The organism is Kaistella rhinocerotis (genome assembly GCF_030243905.1).
Classification (GTDB): domain Bacteria; phylum Bacteroidota; class Bacteroidia; order Flavobacteriales; family Weeksellaceae; genus Kaistella; species Kaistella rhinocerotis.
This window is the reverse complement of sequence record NZ_JASSYY010000002.1, coordinates 423,687-441,371: the sequence shown is the minus strand read 5'-3', so window position 1 is coordinate 441,371 and position 17,685 is coordinate 423,687. Positions and strand designations below refer to the sequence as shown.

General features: G+C 44.8%; 16 protein-coding genes and 1 tRNA gene. 10 read left to right on the top strand and 7 right to left on the bottom strand.

Annotated features, from left to right (window positions below):
* The first annotated feature begins 18 nt into the window (after window positions 1-18).
* Genes QEP06_RS07245 through trxA form a run of 3 tightly spaced genes read left to right on the top strand, consistent with a single transcriptional unit; the run spans window position 19 to window position 2,119 of the window.
* A complete protein-coding gene (locus tag QEP06_RS07245; protein ID WP_285269689.1) occupies window positions 19-1,422 on the top strand; it encodes an MBL fold metallo-hydrolase in 1,404 nt (467 codons plus the stop codon).
* The gene (locus QEP06_RS07240) at window positions 1,422-1,790 is read left to right on the top strand and encodes a rhodanese-like domain-containing protein (protein WP_285269688.1); all 369 of its coding nucleotides are present in this window, start codon (window positions 1,422-1,424) and stop codon (window positions 1,788-1,790) included. The genes QEP06_RS07245 and QEP06_RS07240 overlap by 1 nt, the downstream gene beginning before the upstream one ends.
* A 23-nt stretch (window positions 1,791-1,813) precedes the next feature.
* Entirely contained in the window at window positions 1,814-2,119 is a 306-nt protein-coding gene (gene trxA / locus QEP06_RS07235) for a thioredoxin (RefSeq protein ID WP_251832526.1), read from the top strand.
* Here the strand turns inward: trxA and QEP06_RS07230 are convergent.
* Window positions 2,116-2,874 carry an amidohydrolase gene (locus QEP06_RS07230; RefSeq protein ID WP_285269687.1) on the bottom strand — a complete coding sequence of 253 codons (759 nt, stop codon included), beginning with the start codon at window positions 2,872-2,874 and terminating at the stop codon, window positions 2,116-2,118. The genes trxA and QEP06_RS07230 overlap by 4 nt on opposite strands.
* Window positions 2,875-2,986: 112 nt before the next feature.
* Between QEP06_RS07230 and QEP06_RS07225 the strand changes: the two genes are divergently transcribed.
* The 4 genes from QEP06_RS07225 (at window position 2,987) to QEP06_RS07210 (ending at window position 5,498) form a co-directional block, all read left to right on the top strand.
* Window positions 2,987-3,427: a DUF6646 family protein gene (locus tag QEP06_RS07225; protein ID WP_251832528.1), complete on the top strand. Its 441-nt coding sequence runs from the start codon at window positions 2,987-2,989 to the stop codon at window positions 3,425-3,427.
* A gap of 30 nt (window positions 3,428-3,457) precedes the next feature.
* Window positions 3,458-3,910: a DUF6646 family protein gene (locus QEP06_RS07220; RefSeq protein WP_251832529.1), complete on the top strand. Its 453-nt coding sequence runs from the start codon at window positions 3,458-3,460 to the stop codon at window positions 3,908-3,910.
* 102 nt (window positions 3,911-4,012) lie between these two features.
* On the top strand, window positions 4,013-5,350 hold the full coding sequence (gene rseP, locus QEP06_RS07215) for an RIP metalloprotease RseP (RefSeq protein ID WP_251832530.1): 1,338 nt from the start codon (window positions 4,013-4,015) through the stop codon (window positions 5,348-5,350).
* A 74-nt stretch (window positions 5,351-5,424) separates the two neighbouring features.
* Window positions 5,425-5,498 (top strand) — tRNA-Asn (locus QEP06_RS07210).
* 105 nt (window positions 5,499-5,603) lie between these two features.
* Here the strand turns inward: QEP06_RS07210 and pepT are convergent.
* On the bottom strand, window positions 5,604-6,863 hold the full coding sequence (gene pepT, locus QEP06_RS07205) for a peptidase T (protein WP_251832531.1): 1,260 nt from the start codon (window positions 6,861-6,863) through the stop codon (window positions 5,604-5,606).
* Window positions 6,864-7,014: 151 nt separating this feature from the next.
* On the opposite strand from pepT, the gene QEP06_RS07200 reads away from it, so the two are divergent.
* A complete protein-coding gene (locus QEP06_RS07200; RefSeq protein ID WP_285269686.1) occupies window positions 7,015-7,863 on the top strand; it encodes a hydroxymethylglutaryl-CoA lyase in 849 nt (282 codons plus the stop codon).
* A gap of 13 nt (window positions 7,864-7,876) precedes the next feature.
* On the opposite strand, the gene QEP06_RS07195 is transcribed toward QEP06_RS07200, so the two are convergent.
* Window positions 7,877-8,644, bottom strand: a complete 768-nt coding sequence (locus QEP06_RS07195; RefSeq protein WP_251832533.1) for an XRE family transcriptional regulator — start codon at window positions 8,642-8,644, stop codon at window positions 7,877-7,879.
* Window positions 8,645-8,705: 61 nt separating this feature from the next.
* Here QEP06_RS07195 and dinB point away from each other — a divergent pair, with 61 nt between their 5' ends.
* Window positions 8,706-9,881 carry a DNA polymerase IV gene (gene dinB / locus QEP06_RS07190; protein WP_251832534.1) on the top strand — a complete coding sequence of 392 codons (1,176 nt, stop codon included), beginning with the start codon at window positions 8,706-8,708 and terminating at the stop codon, window positions 9,879-9,881.
* 5 nt (window positions 9,882-9,886) lie between these two features.
* The gene (locus QEP06_RS07185) at window positions 9,887-12,946 is read left to right on the top strand and encodes a DNA polymerase III subunit alpha (protein WP_285269685.1); all 3,060 of its coding nucleotides are present in this window, start codon (window positions 9,887-9,889) and stop codon (window positions 12,944-12,946) included.
* Window positions 12,947-13,148: 202 nt separating this feature from the next.
* On the opposite strand, the gene QEP06_RS07180 is transcribed toward QEP06_RS07185, so the two are convergent.
* The 4 genes from QEP06_RS07180 to QEP06_RS07165 form a co-directional block, all read right to left on the bottom strand.
* Complete coding sequence (locus QEP06_RS07180) at window positions 13,149-13,787, bottom strand: 50S ribosomal protein L25/general stress protein Ctc (protein ID WP_285269684.1); 639 nt, start codon at window positions 13,785-13,787, stop codon at window positions 13,149-13,151.
* A gap of 49 nt (window positions 13,788-13,836) precedes the next feature.
* Complete coding sequence (locus QEP06_RS07175) at window positions 13,837-14,775, bottom strand: ribose-phosphate pyrophosphokinase (RefSeq protein ID WP_251832537.1); 939 nt, start codon at window positions 14,773-14,775, stop codon at window positions 13,837-13,839.
* Between the two features lie 96 nt (window positions 14,776-14,871).
* Window positions 14,872-16,329, bottom strand: a complete 1,458-nt coding sequence (locus QEP06_RS07170) for an SGNH/GDSL hydrolase family protein (RefSeq protein WP_285269683.1) — start codon at window positions 16,327-16,329, stop codon at window positions 14,872-14,874.
* Between the two features lie 15 nt (window positions 16,330-16,344).
* Window positions 16,345-17,580 (bottom strand): OmpP1/FadL family transporter, encoded by a 1,236-nt coding sequence (locus tag QEP06_RS07165; RefSeq protein ID WP_285269682.1) that lies wholly within the window; start codon window positions 17,578-17,580, stop codon window positions 16,345-16,347.
* Between the last annotated feature and the right edge of the window lie 105 nt (window positions 17,581-17,685).

Genomic DNA, 17,685 nt, shown 5'->3' with positions numbered 1-17,685 from the left:
TTTTAATATCTCCTCAAGATGAAAATCGAACAGATCTATACCGGATGCCTCGCGCAGGGTGCTTATTACATCGTTTCTGAAAATGAAGCCGCGATCATCGATCCTTTGCGGGAAACCAAACCTTATATCGAAAGGCTGGAGAAAGACGGTGTGAAACTTAAATATATTTTTGAAACGCACTTCCATGCAGATTTTGTGTCCGGACATTTAGACCTGTCCAAAAAAACCGGTGCGCCTATTGTCTACGGACCCACCGCAGAACCGGATTTTGAAGCAATCATCGCCGATGACAACCAGATTTTTGAGATCGGAAATATTAAAATCAAAGTACTCCACACACCGGGACACACACTCGAAAGTTCTACATTTCTGCTGATTGATGAAGACGGCAGGGAAACCGCGATATTCTCAGGAGACACGTTGTTCTTAGGCGATGTTGGCCGTCCAGATTTGGCACAGAAAGCCGCACACATGACGCAGCAACAGCTCGCTGGAATGCTTTACGAAAGTTTGCAGAGCAAGATCATGCCGCTGGCCGATGACATCACGGTGTATCCAGCTCACGGTGCAGGTTCCGCTTGCGGCAAAAACATGCAGAAAGAAACCGTAGATACGCTTGGAAACCAGAAAAAGACCAATTATGCACTGAATCAGCCGGATAAAGAATCTTTTGTCCGGGAGGTTCTCGACGGACTTTCAGCGCCGCCAAAATATTTCGGAATGAATGTCGCGCTCAACAAAGGCGGCTACAGCAGTTTCGAAGAGGTGCTGGAAAAAGGCAACAATCCATTGGACACAGAAGCATTTCAAAATCTGGCGGAAGAATCGGGCGCATTGATCCTGGATACGCGGTCCGCTGCAGATTTTCATAAAGGTTTTATTCCGAACTCGGTGAACATCGGTTTAAAAGGAGATTTCGCACCCTGGGTTGGCGCAATGATCGTGGATGTGCAGCAGCCGATTTTGCTGGTTTGTGACAGCGGTACCGAGGAAGAAGTGATCACGAGACTATCCCGCGTTGGCTTCGACAATGTGTTGGGCTATCTTTATGGCGGTTTTGAGTCCTGGAAAAATTCAAATAAAGAAACAGACAGCATCCACAGGATTTCGCCACAGGAATTTGCCGAACAATTCAATGAAAATTCAAAAGTAATCGATGTAAGAAAAGAAAGCGAATATGAAGCTGAACATGTAGAAAATGCGTTCCGCAGACCCTTGGCAAACATAAATGAATGGGCTTCAATGATTGATGATGGCGAGCATTTCTTCATTCACTGCGCGGGCGGCTACCGAAGTATGATTGCTGCGAGCATCCTGAATTCGCGCGGAATCCGCAATTTCTCTGAAGTTGATGGTGGCTTCAATAAGATTAAAGAAACCGGTATCCCTAAAAGCAACTTCGTTTGTCAAAGCAAAATCTGATGGTTTTAAGAAATTTACTTCAGCTCTTTTTTCTGATCACCGTGTTTTCGTGCACCGCAGTTAAACCTGTGGTTGAAGATACACTGATTAGCGTGAAAGAACTTGTAAAAGATCCTGAAACCGCGCTCGTTGACGTGCGAGTTCCGGAGCAGTTTACGGAAGGAAGCGCTGCCAATGCCGTTAATATTCCGCTTGCGACGATAGAAAACAATCTTGATTTCTTCCGTAAACAGAAAAATACAGTCATTTTCTGCAACACTGGTCGGCAGGCTAATGAAGCGATGACTGTTTTAAAGAAGAATGGAATTAAAAATGTCCATTACGGCAAAACGCTCAAAAATGTAAAGGCAATTCAAGCCGAAAAATGAATTTAATCTGATTTTAATTAATTATGTCACAGCAATTCAACGAGTTAATTAATTCAGAAAGACCTGTACTGATCGATTTCTTTGCCACCTGGTGCGGCCCGTGCAAAGTGCAGTCTTCGGTTCTGAATACGGTGAAAGACAACGTGGGCGACGCGGCAAGAATTGTAAAAATCGATGTCGATGAATACCCGACAATCGCGGCTGAATATGGTGTGAGAGGAGTCCCGACCTTAGCAGTATTCAAAAATGGCCAGCTTCTCTGGAAGGAAAGCGGCTTACACGATGTAAATACATTAACCAATCTGCTGCACGAATTCGCGGGAGCCTAAAGTATTCTGAAAAAATCGCGGTCACCCAGAAACTGAAATTTTTCGCGAAAATTATTGAGGCTTTCCATATCGAGTTCCGCAATCACCTGTTGGTCCGTGACTTCTGAAATTATTTCTCCGTTCGCATTGAAGCAATAGGAGCTCTGCGGGTAATGAAGATTGTTCCCATCTGTTCCGATTCTGTTCAAACCAAATACATAGCACTGATTTTCAATGGCTCGCGCCTTCAACAGTGTTTGCCAGGCATCAATTCGGGCTTCAGGCCAGTTTGCAACATAGAAAATGGCATCATAATCATCATTATTACGCGCAAAAACCGGAAAACGCAGGTCATAACAGACTTGCAGTAAGATTCTCCAACCGTTAAAATTAACAATTACCCTTTCCGTGCCCGGCGAATAAGTTTTGTGTTCGCCCGAAAACGAGAACAGATGCCGCTTGTCATAGAACTGGTAGCTTCCATCGGGGTTTACGAAGTAAAAACGGTTGTAGAACTTGCCGCTTTCATTTACAGAGGCACTTCCGCATAAGGCAGAGCCGGTCTTTGCGGCGAGACTTTTCATCCAGCGGAGTGTCTCATTGTCACGGTCTGCAATTTCTTCCGCTTTCATATAAAATCCCGTCGGGAACATTTCCGGAAGCATGATGATGTCCGCCTTCGAATGTTTGGTTTGGCGTTCAATCTGCTGAAAATTAGCTGTTTTATCTTTCCAGATTATGTCTAGGTTAAGCCCTGTTACTTTTAAAGTTTCCATTTCTATATCATTAAAAAAGTGCCATTAAATATACAAATTAAATAAATAGAATTTCGGCGCGTCAGGCTTTGGTCTTATATTTGATGCCATGCAACGCAATACTGTACCTTTTATGAAAAGACTAATGATTTTGATCGCCTCCGCCCTACTTTCGGCACCTGTGGCGGCACAGGCATGGAGCGGGAATGGTGATCAGAAAGTACAGATTGGCATTAGCGGTTGGGGAAACGGCACCGGAATAACAGGAACTTACGATTATGGAATCAGCAATATGCTGTCCCTAGGTGCCGGCGCAAACATCTATTTTGATGACGACAAGGATGGTGAAAATAACAACAATTTCTTCCTGTTCGGAAGATTTAATGTTCACCTTCAGGATGTATTAGGTTTGCCGGAACAGTGGGATGTATATCCCGGGCTTGATGTAGGCGTTCTCGGAAATACGCTTGGTCTCGGGGCACACATCGGCGCAAGGTACTTCTTTAATGAAAAGTTCGGCGCCTTCATAGAAGCCGGAAACAACGGAAGCATTGGTGTTTCAATCAACTTATAAAATAGTAAACAAACATTAAAAATAAACATTATGAAAAAGTTAATCTCTGGCGCTGCACTGGCAGTTGCAATGATTTTAGGAACTGCGGATGCTTCCGCGCAAGCCTGGAACGGCAAAGGTGACCAAAAACTTCAGGTTGGTTTCAACGGATGGGGCTATGGTAACGGTATCACAGCTACGTACGATTATGGTTTAGGAAGCATCGTTTCCCTCGGTGCAGGTGCAAACTTCTATTTCGATGGTTATAAAGATGACAACGAAGACAACAACGTATTCCTTTTCGGTAGATTAGGTTTCCACCTTCAGGAGCCACTTGGTTTGCCTGAGCAGTGGGATATCTATCCAGGTGTTAACTTAGGTGTTCTGGGCAAAGACTTCGGTTTCGGTGCACACCTTGGCGTAAGATATTTCTTCAACAACAATGTAGGTATCTACGGTGAATTCGGAAACAATGGTAGCTTAGGTGTATCATTCAATTTCTAAGAGACTCCTCACATTATATAGGAAAAGGTTCTCAATTTTTTGGGAACCTTTTTCTTTGAAGATTCCGTATCTTCGCCAATCTGTAATTTTTAATACAAATCAATGACGCTTATACAGTTGCTGCAGTTTATTCTCAGCATTTCCATTTTAGTTGTTCTGCATGAATTAGGGCACTTTCTACCCGCAAAATACTTCAAGACAAAAGTTGAAAAATTCTACCTGTTTTTTGATCCATGGTTTTCGCTCGCCAAGGTAAAATTCCGTGGTACCGAATATGGTATCGGCTGGCTTCCGTTTGGCGGATATGTGAAAATTGCCGGGATGGTGGACGAAAGTATGGATACCGAGCAGCTGAATAAACCGGCAGAACCGTGGGAATTCCGAAGCAAACCGGCGTGGCAGAGGCTTATCATCATGCTGGGCGGCGTTACCGTAAATTTCTTTTTGGCATGGCTTATTTATTCATCTTTAAGCTATTTTAAAGGTGAAACATACCACGACAATACCAAATTCGAAAACGGAATAGCAGTGTCTGAAGCGGGACGGAAAATGGGCCTCAAAACTGGCGACAAAATCCTTAAAATCGACGGCAAGACCGCTGACCGCATGGAAACCTCAACGGTAAACATGCTTTTTGCGAATGAAGTTACCGTGGAAAGAGACGGGAAAGAAATCACCTTCCCGGTAGATGAGCACGGCGTGGCTGCGGTGTTGGCTCAAAATGAAGCAAAAGCGTACTTTTCCCCAAGATTCCCTGTGGTTATCGACAGTTTAGTACCTAACGGACCTGCAAAAAATGCCGGTTTACAGAAAGGTGACCGAATCGTCGGCATCAACGGCAAATCTATCAATTACTTCGATGAACTTGGGACTGAACTTGAAAAATTCAAAAATCAGGATATCAACCTTAGCATCCTCCGGGATAATACGACCAAAACTGTAGTTACAAAAGTAGATGGTAAGGGAAAACTCGGTTTCACTACGGACGTGAACGTGGCTCAGGCCTCACTGGAAACCGCACGCGTTACCAAAAACTATACTTTGTTGGAAGCCATTCCGCGCGGATTGACCCGCACTATTGATGTACTAACGATGCAGATCAAACAGTTTAAAATTGTTTTCAATACGACCACGGAAGGTTACAAGAAAGTTTCAGGTCCTATCGGTATCATCAAAATGATGCCTGAAACGGTGAACTGGGAGTTTTTCTGGAGTTTTACGGCGATGTTTTCCGTTTGGCTGGCTTTCCTGAATCTGATTCCGATTCCGGGTCTGGACGGCGGCCACGTGATGTTCACGCTTTGGGAAATGATCACGGGGAAACCCGTACCGCAGAAGGTATTGGAGAACGCGCAGATGATTGGCGTCATTTTCCTGCTCGGACTGATGGTGCTGATCTTCGGGAATGATATCGTAAAATGGATTACAGGAAAATTTTAGAAATTCGGCTAAAATATTTTGGCAGTATTCAAAAAGTTTTTATATTTGCAAACGCTTAAACAAAGGAGCAACACTCCTCCTTAGCTCAGTTGGTTAGAGCATCTGACTGTTAATCAGAGGGTCGCTGGTTCGAGCCCAGCAGGAGGAGCAAAACCATCACAGAAATGTGATGGTTTTTTTGTTTTTAAAATTTTGAATTAAAAAAAACCTGCAGCTTTAGCCACAGGTTATTTTTTATAATGATGGATGACAGTTACTGCTTCTTCACCGCTTTCGCAATGTTAATAATCACCTTCACCGCTTTTTCCATAGATTCTAATGCTACGTATTCGTAAGGTCCGTGAAAGTTAATTCCACCCGCGAAAATGTTTGGACAAGGTAAACCCATATAAGAGAGCTGCGCGCCGTCTGTTCCGCCGCGGATGGCTTTTATTTTAGGCTCAATATTCGCGTCCTTCATCGCCTGCTCGGCAATATCTACGATGTGCATCTTACCTTCGAACTGCTGCTTCATATTGCGGTATTGCTCCTTGATCTCTATTTCCGCAGTTCCTTCGCCGAATTTAGCATTAAATTCTGCTACTTTTTCGGTAATCAACTTCTTTCTGGCTTCGAATTTAGCTTCATCATGATCACGAATGATATATTGAAGTTTAGCTTCTGAAACATCAGATTTCAGGTCCGTTAAATGATAAAACCCATCAAAACCTTTGGTCGTGGAAGGCGTTTCGTTTTCGGGAAGCATCTTGATAAACTCAGCCGCCAGAAGCGAAGCGTTCACCATTTTTCCGAACGCGTAGCCCGGATGCACGCTCAAACCGTGAATTTTCACCACGGCGCCGGCGGCATTGAAATTTTCGTATTCAAGTTCCCCTACTTCACCCCCGTCCATCGTGTATGCCCATTCGGCACCGAATTTTGCAACGTCAAATTTGTGCGCGCCTCGTCCGATCTCTTCATCAGGCGTAAAACCGATCGCGATTTTTCCGTGTTTGATGTCGGGATGTGCCAGTAAATACTCCGCAGCGGTGACGATTTCAGCGACACCCGCTTTGTCATCAGCTCCCAAAAGTGTGGTTCCGTCAGTTGTTATTAAAGTTTTACCTATATAGTCTTTTAAACTCTCAAATTTAGAAGGTGAGAGCGTGAAACCCGTTTCCTCATTCAGAAGCAGATCGCCGCCATCATAATTATCCCAAATCTGTGGATTCACATTCTCTCCGTTGAAATCGGGCGAACTGTCATAATGCGCGATGAAACCGACAACCGGCTCATCATCATTTTCGAGGTTTGACGGCACATAGGCGTAGATGTAGCCGTTTTCGTCAATGGAAACATCACTCAGACCGAGGGACTTCAGTTCTTCAAAAATATAGTTGGCGATATCCCACTGTCGTTCTGTGCTCGGCGTAGATTCGCTTTCAGGATCACTGGTAGAATAAATTTTAGCATAAGTGATGAAACGGTTCTGAAGTTTCAGTTTCCATTCCAGATCAAATTCTATCGTCTTCATTTTTAAGTAAATTTGAGTTTAAGCAAAGGTAGCAAATCACAGTTGGAAAAAACTTCCGGAACTGCCCTTTTTTAAATTGCTATGGCCCCATTTTCCGCCTGAAAGCGCATTGCAAAAAATTATTATCTTTGGAAAAACCGAATAACAAACAATGTTTTTAACCGAATGTCCACGCGACGCCATGCAGGGTTGGGGAGAATTCATCCCGACTCAGAAAAAAATCGACTACATTAATTCACTGATGGATGTAGGTTTTGATGTGCTCGATTGTGGAAGTTTCGTTTCCCCGAGATCTATTCCGCAGATGGCGGATTCCGGAAAGGTGATCGATGAGATTGACAAAGGAATTTCGAACACCAAACTATCAGTAATTGTCGCCAATGTACGTGGTGCCGAGAAGGCGCTGGCCCATCAGCAGGTTGATATTCTGGGATTTCCGTTTTCAATATCAGAAACTTTCCAGCACAGAAACACGAACAAAGGCCGGGAAACCGCCTTCAATGATATTGTGAGAATCCTGGAACTGCTGAAAACAGATGGCCGTACGCTGAACATCTATTTTTCGATGGCTTTCGGCAATCCTTACGGCGAGATGTGGAAATGGGAAGATGTAGATTTTTGGGCACAGCGTTTCAGCGATATCGGCATTAAAAACATCTTGCTTTCCGATACCACCGGCACCGGATCCGTGGAACAGATCGAGCTTCTTTTCAGTAAAATTCCCCAAAAGTACCCACAGATCGATTTTGGCGCGCACTTTCATAACCGCTACGAGGATTCTTACAAAAAACTGAAAGCTGCGTACGATAACGGTTGCCGCAGATTCGATTCCGCCATCAAAGGAATTGGTGGCTGCCCGATGGCTAAAGATGATTTGGTGGGAAATATGCCGACCGAACAGGTGATCAACTTTATGGCATCTGAAAGAATCGAACATTCACTGAATTTGCTGCACTTCGAAAGTTCATATAACAGAGCCAAGGACATCTTTCATTTTTAAATTAATCCTGAATCTAGCCCGAAATTTTATCGCCAAGTCCGCGGATGTCTTTGCGGATTTCCTGGAACATGTTTTTAATCTCAGTGTCAGAGGAAGCGCCGGGTTTATAATCCTGCGGCAAAATACCGCGCACGTAACGCCAGATTTCCACGATTTCCTCTAACGCGATCTCGTAAGGCGGGTAAAACGGGTTGTCTGCCGCCACCGTAATAGATTTTTCGTTAACCGCTACCAGCGTCTTGTAGGTAATGCCTTCCTGGGTGACGAAAATATAGCCTTTGTCGGTTTTTAAGTCCGAAATATTCTCTACATACTCGCCGATGACGTAGGAACCGTCCGCAAATGGCGGCATAGAATCTCCGTCCGCCAAAAACCCGCGGTACTTGCCATGTTGCAGAAAAGGCAGCTTCATCCTTTGCAGACTTTCCATATAACCGGGATCCATATATCCTTTCAGGTAGCCCATTGAAGCCTTTTGCGGCACGATTTCAATATAACCATCGCCTTCATCATCGATCAATACCGGCAGTACGATCCTGTTATCGGGCAGTTTCAGCATTCCTTCAAGCGGATATTTGCGGACATCCACCGTCAGCAGCAAATCTATGCTTACATGGAAATATTTTGAAATCTGTATGAGAATATCATACGGCGGTTCTGAGCGGCCACTTTCGTACTTCGAATAACGGTCGCGGCTGATGCCAAGCTGTTCGGCAAAACCGTTTTGAGATAAATCTTTTTTACCTCTTAGAAACCTGATGTTATCTGAGAAAACTGACATTGGGACAGATTGTATCTGCAAATATAATGTTTTTGGGACAAATAGTATATACTTTTGTCCCATGAATCATGCGATTGCACATATGGATCTGGACACCTTCTTTGTGTCCTGCGTGCGGCGGGACAACAGCCAACTCCACGGAATCCCTCTGATCATCGGAGGTGGAGACCGCGGTGTGGTAGCATCGTGTTCGTATGAAGCACGGTATTTCGGGGTTCGGTCTGCCATGCCAATCCGAATGGCACTAAAACTTTGCCCGGATGCCAAAGTAGTGAAAGGCGACTATGATATGTTTTCAAAACTATCACATGAAGTCACCGAAATCATTCAACAGCGTGTGCCTGTGATGGAAAAAGCCAGCATCGACGAGTTTTACTTGGATCTTTCTGGTATGGATAAATTTTTCGGCTGTTACCAGTGGACACGGGAAATCGCGGAAGAAGTGACCAAAGAAACCGGCTTGCCCATCAGTTTTGCTCTTTCTGTGAATAAAACCGTGTCTAAAATCGGCACTGGAGAATCTAAACCGCATGGAAGGCTTGAAATAAAAGAAACACAGATCAAACCTTTTCTGAATCCGCTTTCCATAAGAAAAATCCCGATGGTGGGAGAAACTACGTTTCAGTTGCTCTCCAGGATCGGTATCCGCACCATAAAAACCCTTTCAGAGATGCCCGTTCTTACGCTTCAACAGATGATCGGTAAGAACGGCACCGAACTCTGGAAAAAAGCCAACGGCATTGATGAAACTCCGGTAATTCCCTATTCCGAAAGAAAATCTATTTCAAAAGAACACACATTTTCGGATGATACGATGGATATTTTCGCGATGCGGAGCCTGATTTCGGGCATGGCAGAACAGCTCGCGTATCAGTTGCGGAAAGAAAAATGGCTTACCTCCACGGTTGTCATAAAAATACGGTACGCCAACTTTGATACGGAAACCAAACAGCAAAAAGTGGCTTACACGGCGGCAGACCATACGTTAACAAAAACCGCCCTGGGCCTTTTCGATAAAATCTATACCCGAAGAATGCGGCTGCGGCTTGTGGGGCTCCGTTTCACGGGCTTGGTACACGGCAGCCACCAGATGAATCTTTTTGAAGATACTGAGGAACTGATGAATCTCTATCAGACGATGGACCGCATCAAAAACCGGTTTGGCTCAGAAGCCGTGGGCCGAGCTGCAGGCTTCCATTATCCTGCGAAAATTTCTGAATCTCCTCAAAAAGCCTGAAAATAATGTTTCTGAACTGTCATTCTTTTCACAGCCTGAGGTACGGAACTTTATCCGTGGAAGAACTCGTAAAACAAGCGCACTTATTCGGAACTAAAGAACTAGTTCTAACAGACATCAATACTGTTTCGGCTATTTATGATTTTAAAAAAGCGTGCGAAAGCTATGGCATCAAACCCATTGTTGGCGTAGAAATAAGGAAAGAAAACCGCCTGCTCTACATTGCCGTGGCCAAAGAATTTTTGGGAATCGGAGAGATCAACCGGATGCTCACCGCCTGCAACTGCGATGGAGCCGAACTTACCGAAACCGCCCCGGAATTCCGCAAAGTTTTCATCATCTATCCGCTCACCAACTGCCCCGAAAGCCTACGGGAAAACGAATACATCGGCATCCGCGAAGAGGAAATCAACCTGCTGATGAAACCGGAGCTAAAAGCGAAAATCCCCAAAATGGTGATTTGGCATCCCGTGACATTCAGCACTAAAAAAGAATACAACCTTCACCGGATCCTGCGTGCAATCGACGGAAATACGTTGCTGTCTAAGCTTAATGCTAATGATTTCTGCGCCAAAACCGAGTTCTTCAAGCCTGTTGAAAGCATTAAAAATGCATTCGCCAACTTTCCGAAAATCATTGCCAACACACAGAAAATTCTGGATGAGAGCGGCTTTGATTTTACATTTAAAGAAAAAGTAAAAAATAAGAAGTTCTTCACCACCTCCAAAAAAGATGACATGAAACTTCTCCGCCAACTCGCCTATGCCGGCCTGAAAAGAAGATACGGCGAACATGACGAAGCAGCGCGTAAACGGACTGAAAAAGAACTCAAAGTAATTGACCAACTCAATTTCTCCGCCTATTTCCTCATCACGTGGGATATCATTCAATACAGCAACACCCTGGGTTTTATGCATGTTGGCCGGGGCAGCGGTGCCAATTCCATCGTAAGCTATTGTCTGGGAATTACCGATATCTGCCCTATCGAACTCGATCTTTACTTCGAACGCTTCCTGAACCTCAACCGGAAATCACCACCTGATTTTGATATTGACTGGAGCTGGCAACACCGTGACCAGATTCTTGACTACATCTTCACCAAATACGGGAAAGAACACGTGGCCTTTTGTGGAACGAACGTAGAATTCAAATACCGCTCAATTTTTCGGGAGGTGGGTAAGGCCTTTGGTCTGCCTAAAGAAGAATTGGATACCCTGGCCACAAAACCCCTCAGCGACCATCACGAAGACAAAATAGTGCGGCTGGTGCATGAATACGGCCAACTGCTCGAAAAGTTTCCGAACCAGCGCAGCATGCATTCTTGCGGGATCCTGATTTCCGAAGATCCCATCACCGATTATTCCGCGCTGGAAATGCCGCCGAAGGGTTTCCCGATCGTGCAGTTTGACATGCATGTAGCCGAAGACATCGGATTGGAAAAATTTGACATCCTTTCGCAACGGGGTCTTGGAACGATTAGCGACACAGTGCATCTCATTAAAAAAAACCGCGGAATTGAAGTCGATATCCGGGATACTTCTATTTCTAAAGATGAAGCATTGTGTAATGAATATTTGGCAGTAGGCAAGACAATAGGATGTTTTTATATAGAGAGCCCGGCAATGCGCGGGCTTTTAAGACGTTTAAAATGTGGTGATTACAGAACTTTGGTGGCCGCCTCTTCAATCATCCGACCTGGTGTAGCCCAAAGCGGAATGATGAAGGAATACATCTTCCGGCACAACCATCCCGATCAGTTCGAGTACTTCCACGAAGTCTTTAAAGAAAACCTCAGCGAAACTTACGGAATCATGGTCTATCAGGAAGATGTGATCAAGATTGCGCAGTACTATGGCGGGCTTTCACTGGCAGACGGCGATATCCTGCGCCGTGCAATGAGCGGAAAAGGCCGGTCCCTGGCCGCGCTGCAGAAAGTGAAAGACCATTTTTTCGAATCGTGCAGGAAGCAGGGACATCCGGAGAATCTTTCGAAAGAAGTTTACCGCCAGATTGAGTCTTTTGCGGGATATTCTTTCTGCAAGGCACATTCAGCATCCTACGCGGTGGAAAGTTACCAGAGTTTATATTTAAAGGTGTATTATCCGCTTGAGTTTATGGTTTGCGTCATCAACAATCAGGGCGGTTTTTACCGGACAGAAGTTTACGTTCACGAAGCGAAAATGTCGGGCGGGCTGATTGAAAACCCATGTGTGAATAATTCCCGCTTTGAAACTACACTTAATGATCAAACGGTTTATCTCGGATTCATGCATCTGCAGAGCCTTGAAACCCGCATTGCCCATGAGATCGCAGAAGAACGCACGAGAAACGGACTTTACCATTCCCTCAAAGATTTCATCCGGCGCATCCCAATCGGTATTGAAACCGTGCAGACGCTTATATTTATTGGCGCTTTCCGGTTTACGGGCAAGCCTAAAAATGAACTGCTGATTGAAGCGCGGCTGCTTCTGATCAGTTTCAAGCCCGAAAACCGCACGATGATGCTTATTGAGGAACCTGTAGCCGAATACAGGCTGCCGGAACTGAAGCGGGATCCTTTTGAGGATGCGTTTGATGAAATAGAGATCATTGGTTTCCCGGTTTCGTGTACACCGTTTGATTTGCTGGAAACCAAATACCGCGGTTCTGTTTTCGTAAAAGATCTATTGAAATTCCACAAAAGACAGGTAAAGATGCTGGCGTATCTTATTTCGAGAAAACACGTCCCCACCAAGAAAGGCACGATGTATTTCGGAACCTGGATCGATGTAAACGGCGATTATTTCGATACTGCGCACTTCCCGGACAGCCTCGAAAAATATCCGTTTCAGGGGGGAGGCTGCTACCTGCTGCTGGGGACAGTGGAAGTAGATTATCATTTCCCGACCATCACCATTCACAAAATGGCAAAGATGCCGATGATACCGGACCCTCGCTATTCTTATCATAAAGAAAAGCAGTATGATGTGCACCGCCAGCTGAAGGAGGATGTGAGCATGACCTTCCGTGCGCCTTATCCGCAGGAGCATGAGATTGGTTTGCCGCGGCATAAGCTGCGCAGCTAAAGTGCAGAAAAAAAAATAGCGAAAGAGAAAATACCGGCTATTCTAGCCGTGACCGAACGGCCTGTCTGAGCTCTCCGCCGCGGCGGCGGAAGCGAGTAGTGAGGGCGCGTACGCCAGTGGAAAACTGCGTAAATAGTGTAGCTTCCAAATAAAAAACCCGACAGCTATGAACTGTCGGGTTTCTGTATTTATTATGCAAATATTATTCTGCTGAAGTTTCTTCTGCTGCCGGAGCTTCGCCCTCTGCACCAGTTGTCTCTTCTTCATCATCTTCTGCTGCAGCACCGCCTTTGCTTGCAGTTCTAGACATTTTCACGGCTACTACTACCGCGTTGTCCGGATGCATGAACGTAAAGTTATCGGTTTTGATGTCACCTACATAAAGTTTGTTACCAATCTTAAGCGGCGTAACATCTACCACGATCTCATCCGGAAGGTTTGCCGGAAGAGCCTTAAGTTTAAGTTTTCTGAATGACTGACGCATCGCACCACCGGCTACAACACCTTTTGCACGACCTGTGATTCTTACAGGAACTTCCATTACCACAGCCTTGTTTTCATCTAACTGATAGAAGTCTGCGTGAAGGATCTTGTCTGTAAGCGGGTGAAATTGGATGTCCTGAAGCACGGCAGGAATAGTTTGTCCGTCAACCTCAATAGATACCGTGTGTGCTTCAGGAGTATATACCAAACCTTTGAATGCTCTTTCTTCTGCAGAAAAGTTCAGGGTTTCAGCGCCTCCGTAAACAACACAAGGAACTAATTCAGCATCGCGTAAAGCTTTCGTAGATTTCTTGCCCACGCTTTCTCTTTTTGTGCCTTGAATTGTAATTGATTTCATTATAATCTGTTATAAAAATTTTAAGGGTGCAAATATAGGTAAATTTACTTTAAATTATAAATTTATCGCTGATGGATTTATGCTCATGTACCATCCGCATCACATCTGCGAAAAGTTTGGCGCAGGAGAGCACTTTTATTTTTGAGGAAAGCTCGGTTTTGATAGGGATTGTGTCTGTGACAATCACCTCTGAAAGCTGTGAATTTTCGATGTTTTCATACGCTTTTCCCGAAAGTACGCCGTGTGTAGCCATCGCGCGGACACTTTTGGCACCTCCTGCGATGAGGATGTCTGCGGCTTTGCAAAGTGTACCGGCTGTATCGATCATATCGTCGATAAGAATCACATTACGGTCTGTCACGTCACCGATAAGGAACATTTCTTCTACCACATTGGCTTTCTTACGCTCTTTATACGCAATCACTACCTCTGCTCCAAGGTGACCGGCGTAGTTTTTGGCGCGTTTTGCACCTCCCATGTCAGGCGAAGCGATGGTAAGATTCTCAAGGTTAAGCGAAAGAATATGATCAATGAAAAGTGTAGACGCATAAAGATGATCCACCGGAATCTCAAAAAAGCCCTGAATCTGGTCTGCATGCAAATCCATTGTCATGACGCGAGTGGCTCCTGCAGCTGTAAGCAGATTGGCGACCAGCTTGGCTCCGATAGGTGCGCGGGGCTGATCTTTGCGGTCCTGGCGTGCAAGCCCGTAGTACGGAAGGACGACGGTGATGCTTTTGGCCGAGGCTCTTTTGGAAGCGTCAATCATCAGCAAAAGTTCCAGTAAATTATCCGCCGGGGGAAATGTGGAACCGATAAGGAAAACGCGGCCGCCACGTACAGACTGGTCTAATACCGGCTCGAACTCGCCATCACTGAACTCCTGAAAATTGATTTTACCCAGCTCCTGGCCGTAGTGTTGTGCGATCTTTTCTGCTAATGCCTTGCTCGTTCTGGTTGAAAACAGATAACTTGCCTGGTGAGCCATTTTTTTTATTGTTTTAGGATGTGCAAATTTAAAAAAATAAAACCACCAGACGAATCTGATGGTTATATTCAAAAAACAATCTTAGAATAAGTTTGCTTATGGGAATTTAACTCCTGAATATGAATTCACATTCACCATTGGTAAAGTGGACTTATAAGTTGTGTTAATGGCTTTGATAAACTCGTTGGCAATCAGCGCATATCCTCTTCCGGTAAGGTGAACGCCATCCAGCGAGAAAGTACCGCCTGTAACGAAAGTTGCAGTATACTTCACACCATCAAACTGTATTCCTGAACCTTTTGAAAGCTCGATCATCTTCGCGTTTGCATCTACGAAAGCAAGTCCTTTTGCCGTTGCAATAGATTTCAATGCGGCGTTATAAGCAGTTGTAGCTGTTGTAACACGTGCAGTTTCTTTTTCTGTAAGTACGTACTTATCTTCCAATGGAGCTGAAGTTCCACCTCCAACAGTGGGGTTAAGAACTGCAGAAGCCGTAAGAAGAATCAGGTCTTTGGAAGTGGTTTGGCGATAAGACGGAATACCTAATGCACCAAGATTAGTAAGGTCTTTATCCTGAATCACGGCACCGTTCGCAACACCTGCAGTAAACTTGATAAGTCGCTGCTGGTATTCGGCATCATTTATAAGACCTAAGGTTTTTGCCTGTCCTAATCCTCCGTTATACTGCGCATAACCGGCATTAAGCTGGGCAACCTGTGAATCTGTAAGACCGGCGATCGGCATTGCAGGTACACGGGTAAAATATGGGATGGAAGTTACATTCGGGATGTTAGCCATCACCCCTTTTGCACCGTTAGCAGTAAGAGCGGTTACATAAGAATTAATCACCGATGCGAATACGTTGGGATCTGTAATATCATTAGCTCCATAAGTAGAAGGATCCAGATTACCAGTCTGGTCTACACCTACACCACCACTCGTGGAGTAAGACAAAACATCATTGTTCCCAATCCAAAGTGAGAAGAAGGTAGGCGCCTGTGCTACAGCATCCTGAATTACAGATGAAGTTCCGCTTGACGCAAATCTTACATAGTACGGATTCGCTTTACCTGCTGCCAGACCTGCTTGGTTACCGTAACCTGCTGCACCCAAGTGGAAAGATTTCGCACCCGGAACACCCATATTTTGGTAAGGACCGCCAGCTTTTACATTGTCTAAAGCCGCGCCCGGAGCCGTAGGAACCGGTGAAAGCGCACCGTTAACAACCTGTAAAACATATTTACCTCCAAATCCTGGCAGATCAGAAAAACCACCAGTGTTATTTGGCATCATCGGTTGCTTGAACTCGCCACCGCCGGCCATTTTCATTTGCATTGCAAGCATATTGGGATAAGATTCATTCTGTCCGTCAATATACAGAGCATTGTCACGATATCCGGAAGTAAGTGAGTTCCCGAGAGCTACATATTTGGAAAAGTTTGCTTCGCCGCTTGTAACCACGATATCATTGACATCCTGATCAAAATCTGTGTCACAGCTTACATTAAAGAGTAGAGCTGAAACCGCTATTGTTGATATTAATATTCTTTTCATAATTAAAAATAATTCTTAAAATGCGTTGTAAGATAAGCCTAAGCCGAAGTAGTAGGCTTTTGCTTTCGCCTGGCCATTAAAGTTGTAAAATGTGTTTCTCACATCCCGCGGAGTCTGGAAGTTGTAAGCGGCAGCCAGATCGATTCCAAGGCCGTTCCACTTATAACCGATACCTCCTGTGATTACGTTCGCTTCGAAAGAAGGGCTTTCGGCACTGAAACCTTCGTCTCCGTAAGGCGATTCGTCATGGTAATATCCTAATCTCGCTGCAAAGCTATCGGTCACCATATATTGTGTTCCTACACGCCAGGTCTGTGTGCTCTTCCAGTTCTTAGGTGTAACCAGTTTTGTAGGATCGCTTGCCTGGTTTCCGATCGGTGCGTTTTCGAAATCAAGTGTCAAACTATTATACTGAGCCCAGCCACTGTAATTAAAATCACCGGAAACCTGCCATTTTGGTGTAATCTTATATGTTGCACCAATGGTATATTCGTCAACCAACGGAAGCATTGCGGTGAAATTATCCTGTCCGTTACCGTCAATTCCGATAAGTGGGAACAAGCTTGGCGAAACGTCAAATGTTGCAACGCCCGCATCAGCATTCATATCCACCGGCGAACGGTAGGCGATACTCACGTCCAGTTTATCAGACGGACGGAAATAGAATCCGAGTCCGAAACCGGTACCTGAAGCCTCGTCATCCTTAATATTAAGGGTGCCGTCAAACTGTGTCAGGCTCTTCGTCCAGTCTACCGTACCTTTAGCATATATGAAACTTCCACCCACAGACATCCAAGGAGCAAGTTTAAAAGATACCATTGGTTGGAAATAAAGTGCTTTTAGCTCAATTTTCTGCACAATCTCTCTTCCTGCCCAGTCATCAGGCCATACAATGGTACTGCCATAAGGTGTGGAAAAACTGAAACCTACAGAAACATTGTCTACAACTTTGTAGGCAACGGCTGCATAAAGAGGCGTCCCAAGCGGATTATCCGTGTTGAAAGACTGCATATTCTCAGGATTCTGATACGTAATTTCAGTACTGATACCGAAACCACCTGCTGCCACACTCAGTTTATTCGGAATGAAAGACATTCCCGCCGGATTAAAGAATGCAACGCTCGCGTCCTCCGCGTGAGCACTGGTATGCGCCATTGCAAGCTGCTTCACTCCCTGCAGGGAAACCCTGAAGCCTCCCGCATGCATTACTACACCTGCCAAAAGTGCTGCTGATACAACTAATTTTTTCATAGACATTTCATTATTAATGTTCCAAATATAAAATTATTTTTTAACTAATTGTTAACAAGTCATAATTTATTTTAAACAGGTTCCCCAAATGTCGCACTGTTTAAA

What these genes read in the sequence shown, in the direction of transcription:
- QEP06_RS07245 (WP_285269689.1), top strand. Translation starts at nt 19, where the DNA reads ATGAAAATCGAACAGATCTATACCGGATGCCTCGCGCAGGGTGCTTAT.
- QEP06_RS07240 (WP_285269688.1), top strand. Translation starts at nt 1,422, where the DNA reads ATGGTTTTAAGAAATTTACTTCAGCTCTTTTTTCTGATCACCGTGTTT.
- trxA (WP_251832526.1), top strand. Translation starts at nt 1,814, where the DNA reads ATGTCACAGCAATTCAACGAGTTAATTAATTCAGAAAGACCTGTACTG.
- QEP06_RS07230 (WP_285269687.1), bottom strand. Translation starts at nt 2,874, where the DNA reads ATGGAAACTTTAAAAGTAACAGGGCTTAACCTAGACATAATCTGGAAA.
- QEP06_RS07225 (WP_251832528.1), top strand. Translation starts at nt 2,987, where the DNA reads ATGAAAAGACTAATGATTTTGATCGCCTCCGCCCTACTTTCGGCACCT.
- QEP06_RS07220 (WP_251832529.1), top strand. Translation starts at nt 3,458, where the DNA reads ATGAAAAAGTTAATCTCTGGCGCTGCACTGGCAGTTGCAATGATTTTA.
- rseP (WP_251832530.1), top strand. Translation starts at nt 4,013, where the DNA reads ATGACGCTTATACAGTTGCTGCAGTTTATTCTCAGCATTTCCATTTTA.
- pepT (WP_251832531.1), bottom strand. Translation starts at nt 6,863, where the DNA reads ATGAAGACGATAGAATTTGATCTGGAATGGAAACTGAAACTTCAGAAC.
- QEP06_RS07200 (WP_285269686.1), top strand. Translation starts at nt 7,015, where the DNA reads ATGTTTTTAACCGAATGTCCACGCGACGCCATGCAGGGTTGGGGAGAA.
- QEP06_RS07195 (WP_251832533.1), bottom strand. Translation starts at nt 8,644, where the DNA reads ATGTCAGTTTTCTCAGATAACATCAGGTTTCTAAGAGGTAAAAAAGAT.
- dinB (WP_251832534.1), top strand. Translation starts at nt 8,706, where the DNA reads ATGAATCATGCGATTGCACATATGGATCTGGACACCTTCTTTGTGTCC.
- QEP06_RS07185 (WP_285269685.1), top strand. Translation starts at nt 9,887, where the DNA reads ATGTTTCTGAACTGTCATTCTTTTCACAGCCTGAGGTACGGAACTTTA.
- QEP06_RS07180 (WP_285269684.1), bottom strand. Translation starts at nt 13,787, where the DNA reads ATGAAATCAATTACAATTCAAGGCACAAAAAGAGAAAGCGTGGGCAAG.
- QEP06_RS07175 (WP_251832537.1), bottom strand. Translation starts at nt 14,775, where the DNA reads ATGGCTCACCAGGCAAGTTATCTGTTTTCAACCAGAACGAGCAAGGCA.
- QEP06_RS07170 (WP_285269683.1), bottom strand. Translation starts at nt 16,329, where the DNA reads ATGAAAAGAATATTAATATCAACAATAGCGGTTTCAGCTCTACTCTTT.
- QEP06_RS07165 (WP_285269682.1), bottom strand. Translation starts at nt 17,580, where the DNA reads ATGAAAAAATTAGTTGTATCAGCAGCACTTTTGGCAGGTGTAGTAATG.